General features: G+C 64.8%; 11 protein-coding genes. 2 read left to right on the forward strand and 9 right to left on the reverse strand.

Going from position 1 to position 16,752, the window contains the following annotated elements; genetic code table 11:
* Positions 1-3: 3 nt before the first annotated feature.
* The 6 genes from N7573_RS10300 to N7573_RS10325 all read right to left on the reverse strand — a co-directional run bounded on the left by N7573_RS10300 (position 4) and on the right by N7573_RS10325 (position 6,397).
* The gene (locus N7573_RS10300; RefSeq protein WP_279912229.1) at positions 4-1,038 is read right to left on the reverse strand and encodes a MoxR family ATPase; all 1,035 of its coding nucleotides are present in this window, start codon (positions 1,036-1,038) and stop codon (positions 4-6) included.
* Between the two features lie 196 nt (positions 1,039-1,234).
* Complete coding sequence (locus tag N7573_RS10305) at positions 1,235-3,208, reverse strand: type IV pilus secretin PilQ family protein (protein ID WP_049422631.1); 1,974 nt, start codon at positions 3,206-3,208, stop codon at positions 1,235-1,237.
* Between the two features lie 21 nt (positions 3,209-3,229).
* Positions 3,230-3,736, reverse strand: coding sequence for a pilus assembly protein PilP (locus N7573_RS10310; RefSeq protein WP_032127850.1), 507 nt, complete (start codon positions 3,734-3,736; stop codon positions 3,230-3,232).
* 26 nt (positions 3,737-3,762) lie between these two features.
* Complete coding sequence (gene pilO, locus N7573_RS10315; RefSeq protein WP_049400744.1) at positions 3,763-4,419, reverse strand: type 4a pilus biogenesis protein PilO; 657 nt, start codon at positions 4,417-4,419, stop codon at positions 3,763-3,765.
* On the reverse strand, positions 4,416-5,339 hold the full coding sequence (locus N7573_RS10320) for a PilN domain-containing protein (RefSeq protein ID WP_279943148.1): 924 nt from the start codon (positions 5,337-5,339) through the stop codon (positions 4,416-4,418). Before N7573_RS10320 ends, pilO begins: the two co-directional genes overlap by 4 nt.
* On the reverse strand, positions 5,339-6,397 hold the full coding sequence (locus tag N7573_RS10325) for a pilus assembly protein PilM (protein ID WP_010484061.1): 1,059 nt from the start codon (positions 6,395-6,397) through the stop codon (positions 5,339-5,341). Before N7573_RS10325 ends, N7573_RS10320 begins: the two co-directional genes overlap by 1 nt.
* 219 nt (positions 6,398-6,616) lie before the next feature.
* Here N7573_RS10325 and N7573_RS10330 point away from each other — a divergent pair, with 219 nt between their 5' ends.
* Positions 6,617-9,040, forward strand: coding sequence for a penicillin-binding protein 1A (locus tag N7573_RS10330; RefSeq protein ID WP_343238869.1), 2,424 nt, complete (start codon positions 6,617-6,619; stop codon positions 9,038-9,040).
* Between the two features lie 564 nt (positions 9,041-9,604).
* Positions 9,605-10,249 (forward strand): hypothetical protein, encoded by a 645-nt coding sequence (locus N7573_RS10335; protein ID WP_010484059.1) that lies wholly within the window; start codon positions 9,605-9,607, stop codon positions 10,247-10,249.
* 281 nt (positions 10,250-10,530) lie between these two features.
* Here N7573_RS10335 and N7573_RS10340 read toward each other — a convergent pair whose 3' ends face one another.
* The 3 genes from N7573_RS10340 to N7573_RS10350 form a co-directional block, all read right to left on the reverse strand.
* Positions 10,531-11,274 (reverse strand): hypothetical protein, encoded by a 744-nt coding sequence (locus N7573_RS10340; RefSeq protein ID WP_107432127.1) that lies wholly within the window; start codon positions 11,272-11,274, stop codon positions 10,531-10,533.
* Between the two features lie 69 nt (positions 11,275-11,343).
* Positions 11,344-15,972 (reverse strand): ESPR-type extended signal peptide-containing protein, encoded by a 4,629-nt coding sequence (locus tag N7573_RS10345; RefSeq protein WP_279912227.1) that lies wholly within the window; start codon positions 15,970-15,972, stop codon positions 11,344-11,346.
* 57 nt (positions 15,973-16,029) lie between these two features.
* Complete coding sequence (locus N7573_RS10350; RefSeq protein WP_279912226.1) at positions 16,030-16,737, reverse strand: pilus assembly protein; 708 nt, start codon at positions 16,735-16,737, stop codon at positions 16,030-16,032.
* Positions 16,738-16,752 lie beyond the last annotated feature (15 nt).

Genomic DNA, 16,752 nt, shown 5'->3' on the forward strand with positions numbered 1-16,752 from the left:
GGCTCAGGGTGCCGGCACCCGGGCCAGCAGCTCCTGCACCAGGCGTTCGCCATCCCAGCCTTCAGCGGTGGCCTCATAGCTGGGCAGCACGCGATGGCGCAGCACGTCGGCGGCAACCGCACGCACGTCATCGGGGGTGACGAAGTCGCGGCCGGCCAGCCAGGCGCGCGCGCGTGCACAGCGTTCCAGCGCGATGGAACCGCGCGGGCTGGCGCCCCATGCAATGCGGCGGCCAAGGCCAGCGTCATAGCGCGACGGATCACGCGAGGCCAGCACCAGCTCGATCAGGTAGCGTTCCAGCGCCGGCGCCATGTGCAGGTCCAACACTTCGCGGCGGGCATCGAACACATCCTGCATCGGCAGCTTTTCCGGCGCTTGTGCGGCTTCGCCCAACGCACCACGGGCGCGCTCGCGAGCCAGGCGCAGGATCTCCGATTCGGCGGCCTGGTCCGGGTAGCCGATGCGCACATGCATCAGGAAACGGTCCAACTGCGCTTCTGGCAGCGGGAAGGTGCCTTCCTGCTCGATCGGGTTCTGCGTGGCCATCACCAGGAACAGTGGCGGCAGCGCGTAGGTGTGGCGGCCCACGGTGACCTGGCGCTCGCCCATCGCTTCCAGCAGTGCCGACTGCACCTTGGCTGGCGCGCGGTTGATTTCATCGGCCAGCAGGATCGGATGGAAGATCGGGCCGGGTACGAATTCGAAGCGGCCTTCCTGCGGACGCCAGATCTCGGTGCCGGTCAGGTCGGCCGGCAACAGGTCCGGGGTGAACTGCACGCGGGCGAAGTCGGCCTCCAGGCGCGAGGCCAGCGCGCGGATCGCCGTGGTCTTGGCCAGGCCCGGAGCGCCTTCCACCAGCAGGTGGCCATCGGCCAGCAGCGCGATCAGCAGGCGTTCGACCAGCGCGGCCTGGCCGACGATCTCGGCCGACAATGCGTCGCGCAGCTGGCTGAAAGCGGCATGCAGGCGGGAAGTGGCCGGCGCGGACGGCGCGGACGGCGGCGAGACGGTTTCGGGCATCGGCGGTGGCAGGTTCATGGGGGCCTTTGACCGGCGCGGGACGGCACGGGTTCCCGACATCATCGCAGGGTGCCCTGCGAATGGCATCAAGAACGGCTGAACGGCCCATCCACGCATGGCGTGGATCTACTGGACATGGGCGGCGTGGATCTACGGGCGGAAACGCAGAAGGGCCGCGCAGGGCGGCCCTTCTGCGTTTCGCGGAGGCGCGGGCTCAGTTCTGCTTGGCCACGCGCAGCACCTTCGGGGTCACGAACACCAGCAGCTCGGCCTTGTCCTTGTTGCGGCCGCGCTTCTTGAACAGGTTGCCCAGGAACGGCACGTCGCCCAGGAACGGCACCTTGCTGATGCTGCTGCGGTCGGTGAACTCGTACACACCACCGATGACCACGGTCTGCCCATCCTCGACCAGCACCGCGGTGTTGACCTCACGGCGGTTGATCGACGGTACCGTGCCGTAGCCCTGCAGTTCGATCAGGCGGTCGACTTCGTCCTTCTTCACCTGCATGTTGAGGAACACGCGGTTGTCGTTGGTGATGGTCGGGGTCACCCGCAGTTCCAGCACCACTTCCTTGAACTGCACGTTCGGGGTGGAACCGGCGCCACCGGCAGCACCGGTGCCGCTGATGGTGACGTAGCCGATTTCCTTGCCCTGCTTGATCATCGCCTCGCGCTGGTTGGTGGTGACCACGCGCGGGTTGGAGATCACCTCACCCCGCGACTCTTCCTGCATGGCCGACAGCTCCACGTCCAGCAGGTAGCCTGCGTTGAGGATCGACAGCGCCAGCGAACCCGGATTGCTGGCCGTAGCCACCGGCAGGTTCCAGTTCAGGCCACGCTTGATGGTCGGGCCGCTGGGAATCGGCGCCGGGCCGACGCTGCCACCGGCCTGCCACTCACGGACCGCCTTGGCGTTGGCCAGTGCGGTATCGACCTGCGACTTGCGGGTTTCCTCATTGGCAGCGAGGCTGCCGCTGAAGTACACGTTGTCGCGGCTGCCGCTGATGCCGAACTTCGCACCCAGCTCGCGGGCGAAGGTGTCGGTCGCGATCACGATGCGGCTTTCGATCAGCACCTGGTCGACCGGGCGGTCGATCACGCTGATCAGCTCGCGCATGCGCGCGATCTTCTTCGGAATGTCGCTGATCATCAGCGTGTTGGTGCGCTCGTCGGCGACAATGCGGCCCCGCCCGGACAGGAAGCCACTCTCCTCCTGCGACGAGCCGCCACCACCGCCATTGCCGCCACCACTGCCACCACCGATGCCCTTGGCCTCGGTCAGCGCTTTGAAGATCTGCGTGGCGCTGTGGTAGTTGATCTGGACGTAATCGGTGACCAGGTCTTCGCGGTTCTCGATGGCGATGCGCGCGTCTTCCTTCTCCTGCTCGAACTTGGCCAGCTCAGCCTGCGGAGCGACCCAGATCACGCTGCCATCGCGACGCTTGTCCAGGCCCTTGGCACGCAGCACGATGTCCAGCGCCTGGTCCCACGGCACGTTGACCAGGCGCAGGGTCACATTGCCCTGTACCGAATCGGAGGCCACCACGTTGAGATTGGATTCCTCGGCGATCAGCTGCAGCACGGTGCGCACCGGCACGTCCTGGAAGTTGAAGGTCACCGGCTTGCCGGTGAAACCGCGCTGACCAACAGCCTTGGCAGCCTGGGTGACGCTGCCGGCGGTGACTGCACCGACGGCGGCCGGCGCCTGCCGCGGGCTGATCTCCACCACGTACTCGTTGCCACTCTGGTAGGCCAGTGATTCGACCGCACCGCCGGTGCTCAGCACCAGCTGGGTACCGGCACCGGACGGCTTGGCGTCAATGCGCTGCACCGGCGTAGCGAAGTCGATGACGTTCATCGGCTTCTGCAGGTTGGCCGGCAGTCGGGCGTTACCGACATCGACCACCACGCTGTTGCCCTGCGTACGCAGGTCCGGAACCGCGCCCTGGCCGTCAAACTGGACGATCAGGCGCCCGGCGCCATCATCGCCGCGCTTGAAATCGATCTTGGCCACCGACAGGCCGGCCGGCGCTGCCGCCGGTGCCACGGTGGCGCCCACCGGCTTTTCCGCCGGTGCGGCGGCCAGCGCCGGAGCGCAGGCCAGCATCAGCGCGACTCCCAACGCGCTGACACGGTTCAAGGTAAAGCGCCGGATGGGACGCAGCCCCTTGGCTTGGTGAAAGGTCATCGTGCTATCCCCAGTAAACGATCATTGATCTTCAAGCGAGAGCGTTGCCGGCCGCTCCAGCCAGCCACCCGCGCCATCCGGCACCAGTTCGATCAGCTCCACGTGGTCTTCGAAGACCGCCGTGACCCGCCCGTCGCTCTGCCCCAGGTAGCCGCCCGGGCGTACCCGGTAGGTCACCTTGTCCGGCCCCATCACCAGCGCCACGGTGGCGGCTCCGGTGCCGATGGTGCCGACCATGTCCAGTGCGTCCAGCGGGAAGCCTTCCAGCGGCTCCTTGCGCCGGTTCGGATCCGGACGCAATCCGCCATTCCCCTGCTGCGGATTGGTCCAGGCATCGGTGAACGGGTCGCGCAGACCCTGTGCGGAGTATTCGAAGGTTTCGAACTGCTGCATCACCGGCAGCGGCTCCAGCGGCTGCGCCGGTCGCGCACGCTCGCCTTCCACCCACTTTTCAAGATTCGGTGCATCACCCGGCGTGCTGGTCACATCGCGGCCGCACGCGGCCAGCATCAGCACGATGGCAGCCATTCCACAACGCGCAAAGAGGGAACGGATCACTTCTTCTCCTCCTTGCCGGCGTCAGCCGCCTGCTGTGCCTGCACTTCGGTCTCATCCAGATAGCGATAGGTCTTGACCGTGCCGGACAACTCCAGCGCACCACTGCGGGCGTTGCCGCTGGTCTTGTCCTTGGGCTTGAGGTTGATGTCGTGCATGGTCAGGATGACCACGCGCGGCAGCGACGCCACGCCACTGACGAAGGCACCGAACTGGTGGTAACTGCCCACCATGCGCAACTTGATCGGCTTTTCGGCGTAGAACTCCTTGACCTGCTCCTGCTCCGGCTCGAACAGCTCGTTGGTCAGGCCGCTGGACAGCGCGGTCTGCGAGATGTCGATGATCAGGTCCGGCATTTCGGTCTTGCTGGGCAGCTGCCGCAGCATCTGCTGCAGCACCTGTTCCATCTGTGCCAGCTGCTGCTTCAGCGGCGCCAGGTTCACCGCACGCTCCTGCTGCTTGGTGAACTCCGAACGCAGCTCGACTTCCTTCGATTCCAGGCCGGCCAGTTCCTCGCGCTTGCCACTGATCAGCAGCATCCACGCCACGAACATGATCACCAGCGCCAACAGCGAGCAGAAGACGATCTTGGCCTTCTGCGGCCAATTGCCGATGTCGTTGAAATCCAGGTTCTTCAGATCGATTTTCTGGCTCATGCGCGATCCCCCTGCAGCGGGGCGTTGAAGGCCTGCGGCGGCTGCGCCAGGCGGCTGCCCTCGGGCTTCGGCGCAGGCTTTGCAGCCGGGGCTGCCGGCTGGTTCGGCGTAGCCGGGGCCGGGGTGGCAGCAGGTGCGTTGACCGGCGCGGCGGCGGGAGCGGGTGCAGCCGGTGCAGCAGCAGGCTGGCCGGCGGCCGGTGCAGCAGGTGCAGCAGGTGCCGCTGCATCCGGGCCGGCTGCAAGCGGTGCCACTGCGGGCGGAGCCGGCGTTGCCACCGAACCATCGGCGTTGAGGCCTGGCGTACCGGCCACTTCCTCACTCTGTGCCGGCAGCTTCACCTTGACCACGAACACATAGGGCAGCGCCTTGATGTCGGCCAGCGGGCCCACCTTGCCGTCCTTGTCCTTCTCGGGATCACGCGCTTCGATGATCGACAGTTCCGGGTTGGTCATCCAACCGGAGGTCTCCAGATTGCGCATGTACGCCGAAACTCGGGCATTGGACTGGGTGCGGCCTTCCAGGGTCAGCACGTCGCCTTCCTGCTTCAGCGCGGTCAGCACCAGGCCATCGGGAATCGTGCGCACCAACGCATCGAACAGGTGCACCATCTGCGAGCGCTTGGCCTGCAGTTCCTCGATCACCTTCTTGCGGGCCAGCAGGCGTTCCTTCTGCGCGTCGAGGCGGTCGATCTCCTTGTTCTGTTCCTTGACCTTGTTCTGTTCCTTGACCTTCTCGATCTCGGCTTCCAGATAGGCGTTGCGGTCCATCTGGCCGCTCACCTGGCGGTCGTAGTAGAACCAGATCACCAGCGACAGCAGCAGGCCACCGATCGCGGCCATGCCCAGCATTGCGTAGAACTCGCGCTGGCGTTGCTTGCGCCGCTCGGCGCGCCAGGGCAATAGATTGATGCGTGCCATCAGTCGAAGCTCCTCAGCGCCAGACCGGTTGCGATCATCAGCGCGGGGGCATCCTGGGCCAGCGCATGCGCGTTCACCTTCGGCCCCAGGGTCATCTGCGCCAGCGGGTTGGCGACCACGGTCGGCACGCCCAGCTGTTCCTCGACCATTTCCGGCAGACCGCCCAGCACGGCGCAGCCGCCGGCCAGCACGATGTGATCAACGCGGTTGAACTCGCTGCCTGCGTAGAAGAACTGCAGCAGGCGGCTGATCTGCTGGACCGTGGCTTCCTTGAACGGCTCCAGCACTTCCATCTCGTAGCTTTCCGGCAGCCCGCCCTGGCGCTTGGCCAGGCCGGCTTCCTCGTAGCTCAGGCCGTAGCGGCGCATGATCTCGTCGGTCAGCTGCTTGCCACCGAACACCTGTTCGCGGCTGTACAGGCTGCGGCCGCCGCGCAGGACATTGAGGGTGGTCATGGTGGCGCCGATGTCGACCAGCGCGACCACACCCTCGATGGATACCGGCAGCTCGCTGGCGACCAGGGCATAGGCGTTCTCGACCGCGAAGGCCTCCACGTCCATCACCTTGGCCTGCAGGCCACCCAGCTCCAGCGCCGACTGGCGCAGTTCCACGTTCTCCGAACGCGACGCGGCCAGCAGCACCTGGACCATCTCCGGGTTGTTCGGGATCGCCCCGATCACCTCGAAGTCCAGGTTCACTTCCTCGATCGGGTACGGAATGTAGTTGACCGCTTCCAGCTCGATCTGGGCTTCCATGTCGTTCTCGTCGAGCTCGGCCGGCATCGGGATCACCTTGGTGATCACCGCCGACCCAGCGACGGCGGCAGCGGCCAGCTTGGCCTTGCTCCCCGAGCGGTTCATCGCGCGGCGGATGGCCTCACCCACGGCCTCCACTTCCACGATGTTCTTCTCCACCACCGCATTCGGCGGAAGAGGTTCCACAGCGTAATGTTCCACACGAAAACGATTGCCACTGCGGGACAGCTGCAAAAGCTTTACCGCAGTCGAACTGATGTCGACGCCTACAAGCGGCGACTGACTTTTTGGGATGAGCCCCACGGTTTCTCCCCTGCCGACGGGCACTTGGACCCAAGACCTGCGCCCGAGCATTAATAACGTATTCTTAGCAAATGGCAACGGCCCTGCTGTGAAGTCCCTCACGGATTCACCATGCAGCCCCTGACTGTTCCCCTTGCGCTCCCCGGTGCCGACCCCAGCCGCCACCTTGCGTAATCTATACTCTGCGACCACGAAATTCGCAATCGGAATCTGAACCCGATGACTCGACTCCGCCGCTGGCTGCGCTGGATCTTCCTGATTGTCCTGGTCCTGGCGCTGATCGGCGCGGCCGCCGTGGGCGGTCTGTACTACGCCGTGTCCTCCAAGCTTCCCGACGTGCAGACCCTGCGCGACGTGGAAATGCAGGAGCCCATGTACGTCTATGCCGCCGACGGCAAGCTGATGGCGGTGTTCGGCGAGACCCGCCGTACCCCCATCACCATGAAGGACGTGCCCGAACGCCTGAAGCAGGCGTTCCTGGCCACCGAGGATGCCCGCTTCTACGAGCATGGCGGTGTGGACTACATGGGCATCGGCCGTGCGGTGTGGCTGCTGGCCACCACCAACGACAAGCGCGTGCCGGGTGGCTCCACCATCACCCAGCAGGTGGCCCGCCAGTTCTTCCTCAGCTCCGAGTACAGCTACACCCGCAAGCTGGCCGAGATCCTGCTGGCGCGGAAGATCGAGTCCGAGCTGAGCAAGGACGAGATCTTCGAGCTGTACCTGAACAAGAGTTTCTTCGGCAACCGCGCCTACGGCGTGGCCGCCGCCGCCGAGTTCTACTACGGCAAGAAGCTGAACGAGCTGGACCTGGATGAAATGGCCTCGCTGGCCGGCATCCCCAAGTTCCCGTCTTCGGGCAACCCGATCTCCAACCCGGAACGTGCCCGCCAGCGCCGCGACAACTATGTGCTGCAGCGCATGGCCGACCTGAAGTTCGTCAGCCAGGCCGAGGCCGACGCGGCCAAGGCCGTGCCGATGCACGCCACCGCGCATGAGCCGCCGGTGCAGGTCGATGCGCCCTACGTGGCCGAGCTGGTCCGCCAGGAAATGATCGCCCGATTCGGCGGCGACGTGGTCAACAAGGGCTATCACGTCACCACCACGATCGACTCCACCCTGCAGACCGCCGCGAACCAGTCGGTGCGCGACGGCCTGCTGCTGTACGACCACCGCCACGGCTGGCACGGCGTGGAGAAGCAGGTGCAGCTGGGTGCCGGTGACGATACCGCCGCCCTCGCCGAGCACCTGCGCGGCATGTTCGGCCAGGCCGGCCTGCTGCCGGCGATCGTCGCCAGCACCGGCGCCGATGGCAGCGCCACCGTGGTGCTGGCCAACCGTACCGAGATCGTGCTGCCGGCCGGTGCCGCCAAGTGGACCAACAAGACCCCGGGCAAGCTGGTGCAGCGCGGTGACATCGTGCGCGTGCGCGCCGGTGCCAAGGAAGGTGAGTGGCTGCTGGACCAGATCCCGCGCGGCCAGTCCGCGCTGGTCTCGCTGGATGCCCACAACGGCGCGTTGAAGGCGCTGGTGGGTGGCTTCAGCTTCTCCGGCAACAAGTTCAACCGCGCCACCCAGGCCCGTCGCCAGCCGGGCTCGAGCTTCAAGCCGTTCGTCTACGCAGCCGCCTTCGACAAGGGCTACAACCCGGCCTCGATCGTGCTCGACGCCCCGGTCGTGTTCCGCGACCGCCGCGGCAAGACCTGGGCCCCGCAGAACGACGGCGGCGGCTTCCGTGGCCCGATGCGCCTGCGCGAAGCGCTGGTGCAGTCGCGCAACCTGGTCTCGGTGCGCCTGCTCGATGGCATGGGCGTGGACTACGCACGCAAGTACATCAGCGAGTTTGGCTTTGCCGAATCGGAACTGCCGCCGAACCTGTCGATGTCGCTGGGCACCGCCTCGCTGACCCCGCTGTCGGTGGCGCGTGGCTACGCCGTGTTCGCCAACGGCGGCTCGCGCGTGGACACCTGGCTGATCGACCAGGTCAACGACCGCGACGGCAACCTGGTGTTCAAGGAAAACCCGGCGCTGGCCTGCCGCGACTGCGCCGGCAGCAGCGACCAGCCGGTCAACCAGGTGGTGGACGGCTTCAACTTCGGCGCTCCGGCCCCGAAGGTGGACCCGGCCGCTGCGGCCAAGGCCGAAGCCAAGGTCGACACCCCGGCGGCACCGGCCAACCCGGATGCCCGCACCGCCCCGCGCGCGATCGATGCCCGCACTGCCTACCAGCTGGTGTCGATGATGCGCGACGTGGTCCAGCGCGGTACCGGCGTGCAGGCCAAGGTGCTCGGCCGCGAGGACGTGGGCGGCAAGACCGGCTCCACCAACGACCACCGCGATGCGTGGTTCTCCGGCTTCGGCGGCCCGTACGTGACCACCGTGTGGGTGGGCCGCGACGACTTCCGCTCGCTGGGTTACCGTGAATACGGTGGCAAGGCCGCCCTGCCGATCTGGATCGACTACATGCGCACCGCGCTGAAGGACACCCCGATCGCGCAGAACGAACCGCCCAGCGGCATGGTCCAGGCCACCCTCAACGGCGCCACCGAGTGGGTGAAAGTGGAAGACATGGACCGTCTGACCGACTACGACCTGAACCTCAATACCCCGCAGGCCGACGCCGCCGCGTTCGATATCTTCTGAGGAAGGGTTCGGTAGGTGCCGCTCTGGTAGATGCCAACCTTGGTTGGCGCCGATGCCGCTCTGGTAGATGCCAACCTTGGTTGGCGCCGATGCCGCCCCGGTAGTTGCCAACCTTGGTTGGCACCGATACCGCCCCGGTAGTTGCCAACCTTGGTTGGGCCCTGTGCCGACCAAGGTCGGCACCTACCAAAGCGTTGGTGGGTGCCAACCTCGGTTGGCACCGATGCCGCCCTGGTAGTTGCCAACCTTGGTTGGCGCCCTGTGCCGACCAAGGTCGGCACCTACCAAAGCGTTGGTGGGTGCCAACCTCGGTTGGCACCGATGCCGCCCTCGTAGATGCCAACCTTGGTTGGCGCCCTGTGCCGACCAAGGTCGGCACCTACCAAAGCCTTGGTGGGTGCCAACCTCGGTTGGCACCGATGCCGCCCTGGTAGATGCCAACCTTGGTTGGCGCCCCGTGCCGACCAAGGTCGGCACCCACCAAAGCGGTTGCATCCGCCATACCCACGCAGATGTCACATCCGTGCGCTAGTCTGTAGCCAGGTCGCAACAGGGAGTCATCGCATGCATCGCGCCCGTCAGCATGCTGCCAGCCAGACCCGCGAGCGGCGCCACCGCCTCGCCCACGAAGCCGCCCGCCTGATGGCCGAAGGCGGCATCCGCGACTACCACCAGGCCAAGTTGAAGGCCGCCAGCCGGCTCGGCATTCACGACGATGCCTCCCTGCCCCGCAACACCGAGATCGAAGACGCCCTGCGCGAGTACCAGCGGCTGTTCTCCGGGCCGCAGCACGGCAACGAACTGCAGCGCCGCCGCGAAGCCGCGATGCGTGCGCTGGAGTTCCTGCACGGCTTCTCCCCGCGCCTGGCCGGTCCCGTGCTGGACGGCACCGCCGACGCCAACAGCCCCGTGCAGCTGCACCTGCACAGTGACGACCCGGAAGCCGTGCACCGCTTCCTGGACGAACACGGCATCCCCGCCGAATCGCGAACACGCCGCCTGCGCATGGACCGCGAACGCTGCCTGGACGTGCCGGTGTGGGTGTTCAGTGCCGAAGAGCTGACCTTCGACCTGGCGGTGTTGCCGTATGACGCCCTGCGTCAGGCACCGCTGTCACCGGTGGATGAGAAGCCGATGCGACGCGCATCCGTGGCGCAGTTGCGGCAGGTGCTGGCCGAAGCGGAGATCACCGCGTACATCGGCGGCTGACGGTAACGCCGGTCCATGGCCGGCGAGCGCAGCGGTGCCTGCCTTGGGTGGGTGCGGACCGTTGGTCCGCACTGTGCTTCGGGCATTTCGATGGCTGACCGGAGAGCAGTCGAGCATGGCTCGACTCTACAGGGGCGCTGCACCCGTGTTTGGTAGGTGCGGACCGCTGGTCCGCACTGTGCTTCGTGCATTTCGATGGCTGAGCGGAGAGCAGTCGAGCAAGCTCGACTCTACAAAAGCGGTGTTACCTGCTCTGGCAGATGATGCCCATCTTGCTCCCGCTACCAGACAAAACGGGTATCGCGCAGCGGGTCGCTGAGCAGCCGCGGCAACCACGGTGCGGGGGCACGCTGCGGATACTCCCGCATCATCTGTGCGTGCATGGCCTGCAGGTCCCGCAACACCCAGGACTGGTAGTAGATGTCGTTGAACCCATCCGACCAACCACTCTTCACCCGCTCATGCTCGTCTGCCTCCAACGACGGCATCTGGTCCAACGACACCTCCAGGATCGTCGCCAGCGCCGCGTTGATCTGCGCATTCTCCACACCGGCCTGGCGCACGTAGTCCAACCGATCCAGCACCCGCCGACAATCGTAGGGAAAGCACCCACCTGTGGCGGTGATGTAGTCAGCGATGTCCGCCAGCATGTCGGCTTTCAGCCGCCACACCACTTCGCTGTCCATCACCTGCCGTACCCGCATCGTGCGCAGCGTGCTTGCCCGCACCTCCTCCGGCGTAGTGAACGGGGCACCCGGCGTGCTGCCCGCGTGGCGCACCAGCACGATGCGATGGATCGCCTCCCTGGTGACACCCTCGATGCGCAGCGCCGCTGTCTCCGGGTGCACGCGCGGGGTCGGCACGCTCAGCATCCGCCACATGTACCACAGCACCAGCAACAGACCGGCGATGCACAGTCCGCTCATCAGCGTCCACAGATCCAGGTTCCGCGTGTAGTAGCGATAGCGCGCCCGCCAGATGTAGAACGTGCGATAGCTGATGATTCCCTTTACCCATCTGTACATCGCCATCTCCTGGGCAAGGACCCCGGCGCGACGGGGTGGATTACGCGCGTCACGCCGGGGCTCCATGGCTTACCAGCCGATGCCCACACCGACGCCCATGCTGCGCTCACCGCTGTTGGTGAACGCACCATTGAGACTGAAGGTGGCCGAGCCCTTCTCGTTGAGCACGCGCTGGTAACCCACCGCCATCGCCGACTCACCCTCGCTGTAGCCCACACCCGCACCGAGGCGGTTGTAGGTGGCCAGGCCGGCGGTGTTCATCGCCATCGCTGTCTGCGCGCTGCTCATCGCCGCCATGCGGTTGAAGCGCTTGTCCATCTTGTCCAGGCGTCGCTCGACGTTGCTGATCGCACCATCGGTGTACTCGTTGGCGCGGGCCAGCATCTTCTCCAGCTCGGCGGTGTCGACCTGCGGCTTCGGCGATTCGTCCTGCTTGGCCTTCGGCTGTGGTGTGGGCTTGTCGCCCTCGCCTACCGAAGCGACCTGCTGGGAGTCCTTGCCTTCCAGCACCACAGGAGTTTCCTCAGTCTGCGGCTTCGGCACCGCGGACGACGCCAGTGCACGCGGTGCCGGGGCATCGTCGATGCGCTGCTCCAGACCGTCCATGCGGCTGTTGAGCTGCTGCTGCATCGAATGCAGCTGGCCACCGTTGACCGCATCGCGACTGCCGGCCGCGATCAGGCCGTTTGCCACGTTGGAGATGACCATGCCATTAGCACCGGCGAGGGTGAGCTGGTTGACACCGTCGGCGCGGACCGAGGGCGTGTCCTGGAACACGGAGCGGAGCTGGGTCTCCACGTTGTTCATGCGCGAGGTGTTGGTGACAACCGCACCATCCAGCGCCTCCAGTGCGCCGTTCAACGTGGACTGTGTCTGGCCTTGGACGTGGAAGCGCGGGCCAACGATGTTGCCGTTGGCATCCACCTCACCGCCGAGGGCGGAAAGTGCACCACGCAGCTGGCCGACGGTGGCGGCGTTGTGGTTGGCGGTGCCGTTGGCGATGTTTACGAGGCGGCGCTTCGTTCCAACATTACCAAACGATACAACTCCTGCCTCGGTCGCATGAGAGCTGGTTCCGAACGCGATAGAACCGTGGGCTCCGTTCTGGACCTTCGCACCAATACCGAGAGCAATCCCCCCGATTGCGGTTCCTCCATCAAACGTTCCGACTTCCGCTCCCGTCCCAATGGCAATGCTGAAATCGGAACCATTGAAGACTGTAGATCCCCGCCCAAGTGCAACCGAGTTCACACCCAATGCAAGAGAGCGTGACCCAATCGCAGTTCCTCCTTCGATGCCCGCCTTTGCAAGGATGCCAAGCGCGACCCCAGCCCGACCGGCCTCCGCGCGACCAGTCGTGGGAGCTGTACCTACGCTGAGAAATTGACCGACCTCTTCCAATGCATCGAGTCGACCATTGGTTGAATAGAGCTGACTGCCGCGCACAACGTCCGAACTGTCAGCCGACAGCTTCCCCTCGGCGATGCCAGTCAAACGCGCACCACCGAAGTCGATTGGGCCGTTTGCATCCAACCCACGCATTGCCTGCTGCCCCATCTCCCGCTCCTTGCGCATCGCCTCCAGATCATTCCGATTCTGCGAGATCTTCTGCTCTGCGGCGTACAGCTGGTTGCCCGTAACGGCATCGCGGCTTCCTGGGGCTACTCGACCGTCGGCAAGATTGGTCAGCACCATGCCGTTCACGCCATTCAGCGCGATCTTGCTTGTGCCGTCGGCACGCGCCGAAGGTGAATCCTGGAAGATCGAGCCGAGCTGAGCTTCCACCTTGTCCGCGCGACGGCCGGCGGTGATGACGGCACCATCGAGTGCCATCAGCGCATCCTCGACAGTGTTCTGCGTTCCGCCTTGCACCGTATAGGTCGGGGCGATGATGTTGCCATTGGCATCCATGCCTGCACCGCCGCCGAGGGTGGCGAGGGAATCTTTGAGTTGGGAGACGGTGGTGGCGTTGTGGTCGGCGGTGCCGCGCGCGACGTTCACGAGACGCCGTCCCACGCCCTCACTACCAAATGAGGCCGTCCCACTTTCAGTCGCCACCGCGCCAGTACCTAGCGCCAAGGAACCATCGGCACCCGAGAGGACGCTTGCACTTTCACCGATGGCAACTCCGTTGCGGGACCACACTTGCGCACCTGCTCCCATAGCGAAGCCGCCGGCTGACTCTTCAGAAACCCATGCGCCGCGCCCGACCGCTACAGAATTGACGCCAAGCGATGTCGAAAACGCCCCTAGCGCCACACCACCATCTATCCCAGTCTTTGCTGAATCGCCGATCGCCACACCGAGTACACCAGCCTCAGCACGAGCACTGAATTCATCAGACCCGACGCTCACGAACCGGCTTGCGCCTTCCAGGTCCGAAAGTCGTACATTCGTCTGGTGCAACTGCCTTCCTGACACGGCATCGGCGCTGACAGCACTAATGACACCATCCGCCACACCACTGATCTTCCGATTGGCACTGGCGCTGTTGCGCACATCCAAGGTCGTGCCGCTGTTCTTCCCACCTAGCCGTACACTGCCAGACGCAGATACCTGCGCCACCAACCCACCCAGCGCCGCTGTCTCGGCCAGCGCCTTGGCCGCATCCCCCTTTGCCACCGCAGCTTCCGTTCCCGCAGATCTGGCAATGCCCTCCACCGCTGCAACCTTGTCATTGGTCGCATTGAGCTGCCTGCCGTTTACGGCCTCATAGCTGCTGGCGCCGACCACACCATCGGCCACCCCTCCCAATTTCCGATTCACGTTCGCGCTGTTGCGAATATCCAGCAAGGATCCGCTGTTCTTCTCGCCGACGCGGACATTGCCATTGGCACTGCTCTGGCTCAGCAGCCCGTTGAGCGTCCCCACCTGTGTCAGGGCGGTGTTCGCGGCGGTCTTGGCTGCGCTCGCATCACTCAGTGCGGTACTGACGTTGCTATTGGTGGCGTTGAGCTGCCGGCCGGTCACCGCATCGGTACTGGTGGTGGACAATGCTGCATCGGCAACGCCAGTGATCTTGCGGCTCGCATTGGCGCTGTTCCGCACGTCCAGTACGGTGCCGCTGTTGGTTGCGCCCAGGCGGACATTGCCCGAGGCAGCGGTCTGGCTCAGAAGCCCGGAGAGAGTGTTGGCCTTGGTCAACGCGCTGTCGGCACTGCTCTTTGCAACGTCAGCTGCCGTCTGAGCCTTGGCTACAGACTGCTGGGTATCGAACAGCTGGCTGCCGGTAACAGCATCCGTGCTGCTCTTGCTGATACTGCCGTCTGCAATGTACTGGATCTTTCGCCTGACCGAGGCGTTGCCCACCGAGACCGAGTTGGCGGAGTAGGTGACGGACCCAGCCCCCAGTGCCACCGCGTTCTCATGCTTGGCCTGGGCACGATCGCCCAGCGCGACCGCGCTGACCGCAGTTGCTTTCGACAGGTTTCCGAATGCACTGGTATACAGCGCAGTTGCTTCGCTGCTGCGACCCAATGCAGTGCTCTGGCCAGCAGTCGCCTTGCTCTGATAGCCGACAGCGGTACTATGATCGGCCTGGGCCTTGGCATCGGCCCCCATCGCCACGCTCCAGGCGCCAGTGGAGTCGGCCCTGAAGCCCGCAGCGACGCCCCCATTGCCACTTCGACTGTTGGCGCCCAGGGAGACACCTGAGTTCGACCCGACAATCTTCTTCCCGTCCACGTCCACACCCGCCAACGCGTTGGCCCCCAAGGCTACGCTGCCGCTGTTGTAGGCCTTGGCGGCATCGCCAAGCGCAGCGCTGGCACCGTAGGCACCCGTTTCTGCAATTGCGCCCCTGCCCAGCGCCGGTGCGGCCGCGTCAATACGATGGGTGGCCTTCTGCGCTAGGTCGCGCACCGCCACAAGATCCGTCTTCGCGCTATCGGCAGTTTTCTCGACAGCTGCCAACTTCGTGTTGGTGCTGTAAAGCTGATTGCCTGTCACTGCATCGGCACTCGTGGATGACACAGTTCCGTTCCCCACGTTGACGATGCGCCGTTTGATTGAACTGCTTCCCACAGAAACGGTATTGGGGCCACGAGCATCGGACCCAGCGCCCAACGCCACTGAGTTGTTCCCAAGAGCCAATGCACCCCATCCTATGACCACCGATCCTTCGGAGCTGCTCCCCATCGATTGAGCGTTGGCGCCGATGACTATTGAGCGCGGGGAATCGGTATGTGAACCGCTGCCTATCGCAATACTGTTTTCATGCCGGGCATCTGCCCTGTTCCCAATTGCCATGGCACCGATCCCCCAGGCTGTTGCATAGGTTCCGATCGCAACGTTGTGTCCGAACTTCGCATCTGCGCCGTACCCTACTGTCACACTGTCAACATCATGAGCAAATGCATACTTGCCAATGGCAATCGACTTGTTCCCACTTGCCAACCCGCCCCCCGCCGACCATTTGTAGTTCTCCATCGGCGCAATCGTGGCAGATGCGCTCAAGACACCATTGCTCCAGCACTCACTTGTAGCCAACCACTCAGTGCGGTCACAGCGGGCAGGGGATTCAATCGCCTGAGCATGCGAAGCTCCTGCCACGCACAGCGTCAAGGGCAGGAGCGCCCGCTTTGACCGCAAGCGACTTCTGTGTTGCTGCCTTGCTTTTCCTCGTGGACTTGCCAGTTCACTGGCCACCACCCAACACTGCTTGGCTTTGTTCCAGATACGACGATAGATGCGGTTCATGTTTTTCCTTAACAAACAAGAGAAATGAAGCCCCGCGCATGCGCGGAGCAAAGAACGTCAGGCGCTGGGCGCCAGGATCGTTACGTGATCGCGATAGCCGTCGTTCGACAGGCGGTACTGCAGCTGCAAGGTGTTGCCGGGCTGGAGCTGGAACGGCAAGGTCAGCGCGGCGTCGGGGTAGAGGCTTTTCGACAGATCACGCGGTGTGCATACGCCACCGGCACTGCACTCGGCAGCGCCAGTGATGCCAACACGCAGGGTGCCCTTGTTGTGCAGAGTGTTGCCCTGCAGTTTCAGATCCACGCTGCCCTCCGCAGGCACTACGTTCACCAGCGCCCCCCAGACCAGGCTGACGCCGACGTTGGCCTGCGCCGCCAGCTCGTCGCCTTCCAGGATCGTGCCGTCGGGGCCATTCACGCCCTCGAAGTAGATGCGGTAGGCCGCCTCCTTCTCGACGGTCTGCAGCGGAATCACCCGGATCAGGCGATTGCCACCACCGCTGAGTGCGAACTTGCCGGGCGTAATGGCAATCGCCGCATCGGCGGCGTCCACTTCGATCTCTTCCTCACCCACCTGTGCCGGGTTGGTGATGCGCAACAGGCGTGCCTGCACGTACTGCGGCCGGGTGGATTGCGAGTACACGCGGATCTTCGTGCCGTGCTTGGCATCCACCGCTGCACGCATCGGATGAATGGACAGATTGGCCTGTGCCGGCGGGGCCAGCAGTGCGCTCAACGGCAACAAACAGAACAGCAGCTTTCTCATGATGAGCCTCCAGGG

Origin of the sequence: Stenotrophomonas sp. GD04054, from assembly GCF_029836955.1 — a bacterium.
GTDB lineage: Bacteria > Pseudomonadota > Gammaproteobacteria > Xanthomonadales > Xanthomonadaceae > Stenotrophomonas > Stenotrophomonas maltophilia_A.

Bases quoted from the DNA above. Each gene is read 5' to 3' on its own strand.
- N7573_RS10300 (WP_279912229.1), bottom strand. From the start codon at position 1,038: ATGAACCTGCCACCGCCGATGCCCGAAACCGTCTCGCCGCCGTCCGCG.
- N7573_RS10305 (WP_049422631.1), bottom strand. From the start codon at position 3,208: ATGACCTTTCACCAAGCCAAGGGGCTGCGTCCCATCCGGCGCTTTACC.
- N7573_RS10310 (WP_032127850.1), bottom strand. From the start codon at position 3,736: ATGGCTGCCATCGTGCTGATGCTGGCCGCGTGCGGCCGCGATGTGACC.
- pilO (WP_049400744.1), bottom strand. From the start codon at position 4,419: ATGAGCCAGAAAATCGATCTGAAGAACCTGGATTTCAACGACATCGGC.
- N7573_RS10320 (WP_279943148.1), bottom strand. From the start codon at position 5,339: ATGGCACGCATCAATCTATTGCCCTGGCGCGCCGAGCGGCGCAAGCAA.
- N7573_RS10330 (WP_343238869.1), top strand. From the start codon at position 6,617: ATGACTCGACTCCGCCGCTGGCTGCGCTGGATCTTCCTGATTGTCCTG.
- N7573_RS10335 (WP_010484059.1), top strand. From the start codon at position 9,605: ATGCATCGCGCCCGTCAGCATGCTGCCAGCCAGACCCGCGAGCGGCGC.
- N7573_RS10340 (WP_107432127.1), bottom strand. From the start codon at position 11,274: ATGTACAGATGGGTAAAGGGAATCATCAGCTATCGCACGTTCTACATC.
- N7573_RS10345 (WP_279912227.1), bottom strand. From the start codon at position 15,972: ATGAACCGCATCTATCGTCGTATCTGGAACAAAGCCAAGCAGTGTTGG.
- N7573_RS10350 (WP_279912226.1), bottom strand. From the start codon at position 16,737: ATGAGAAAGCTGCTGTTCTGTTTGTTGCCGTTGAGCGCACTGCTGGCC.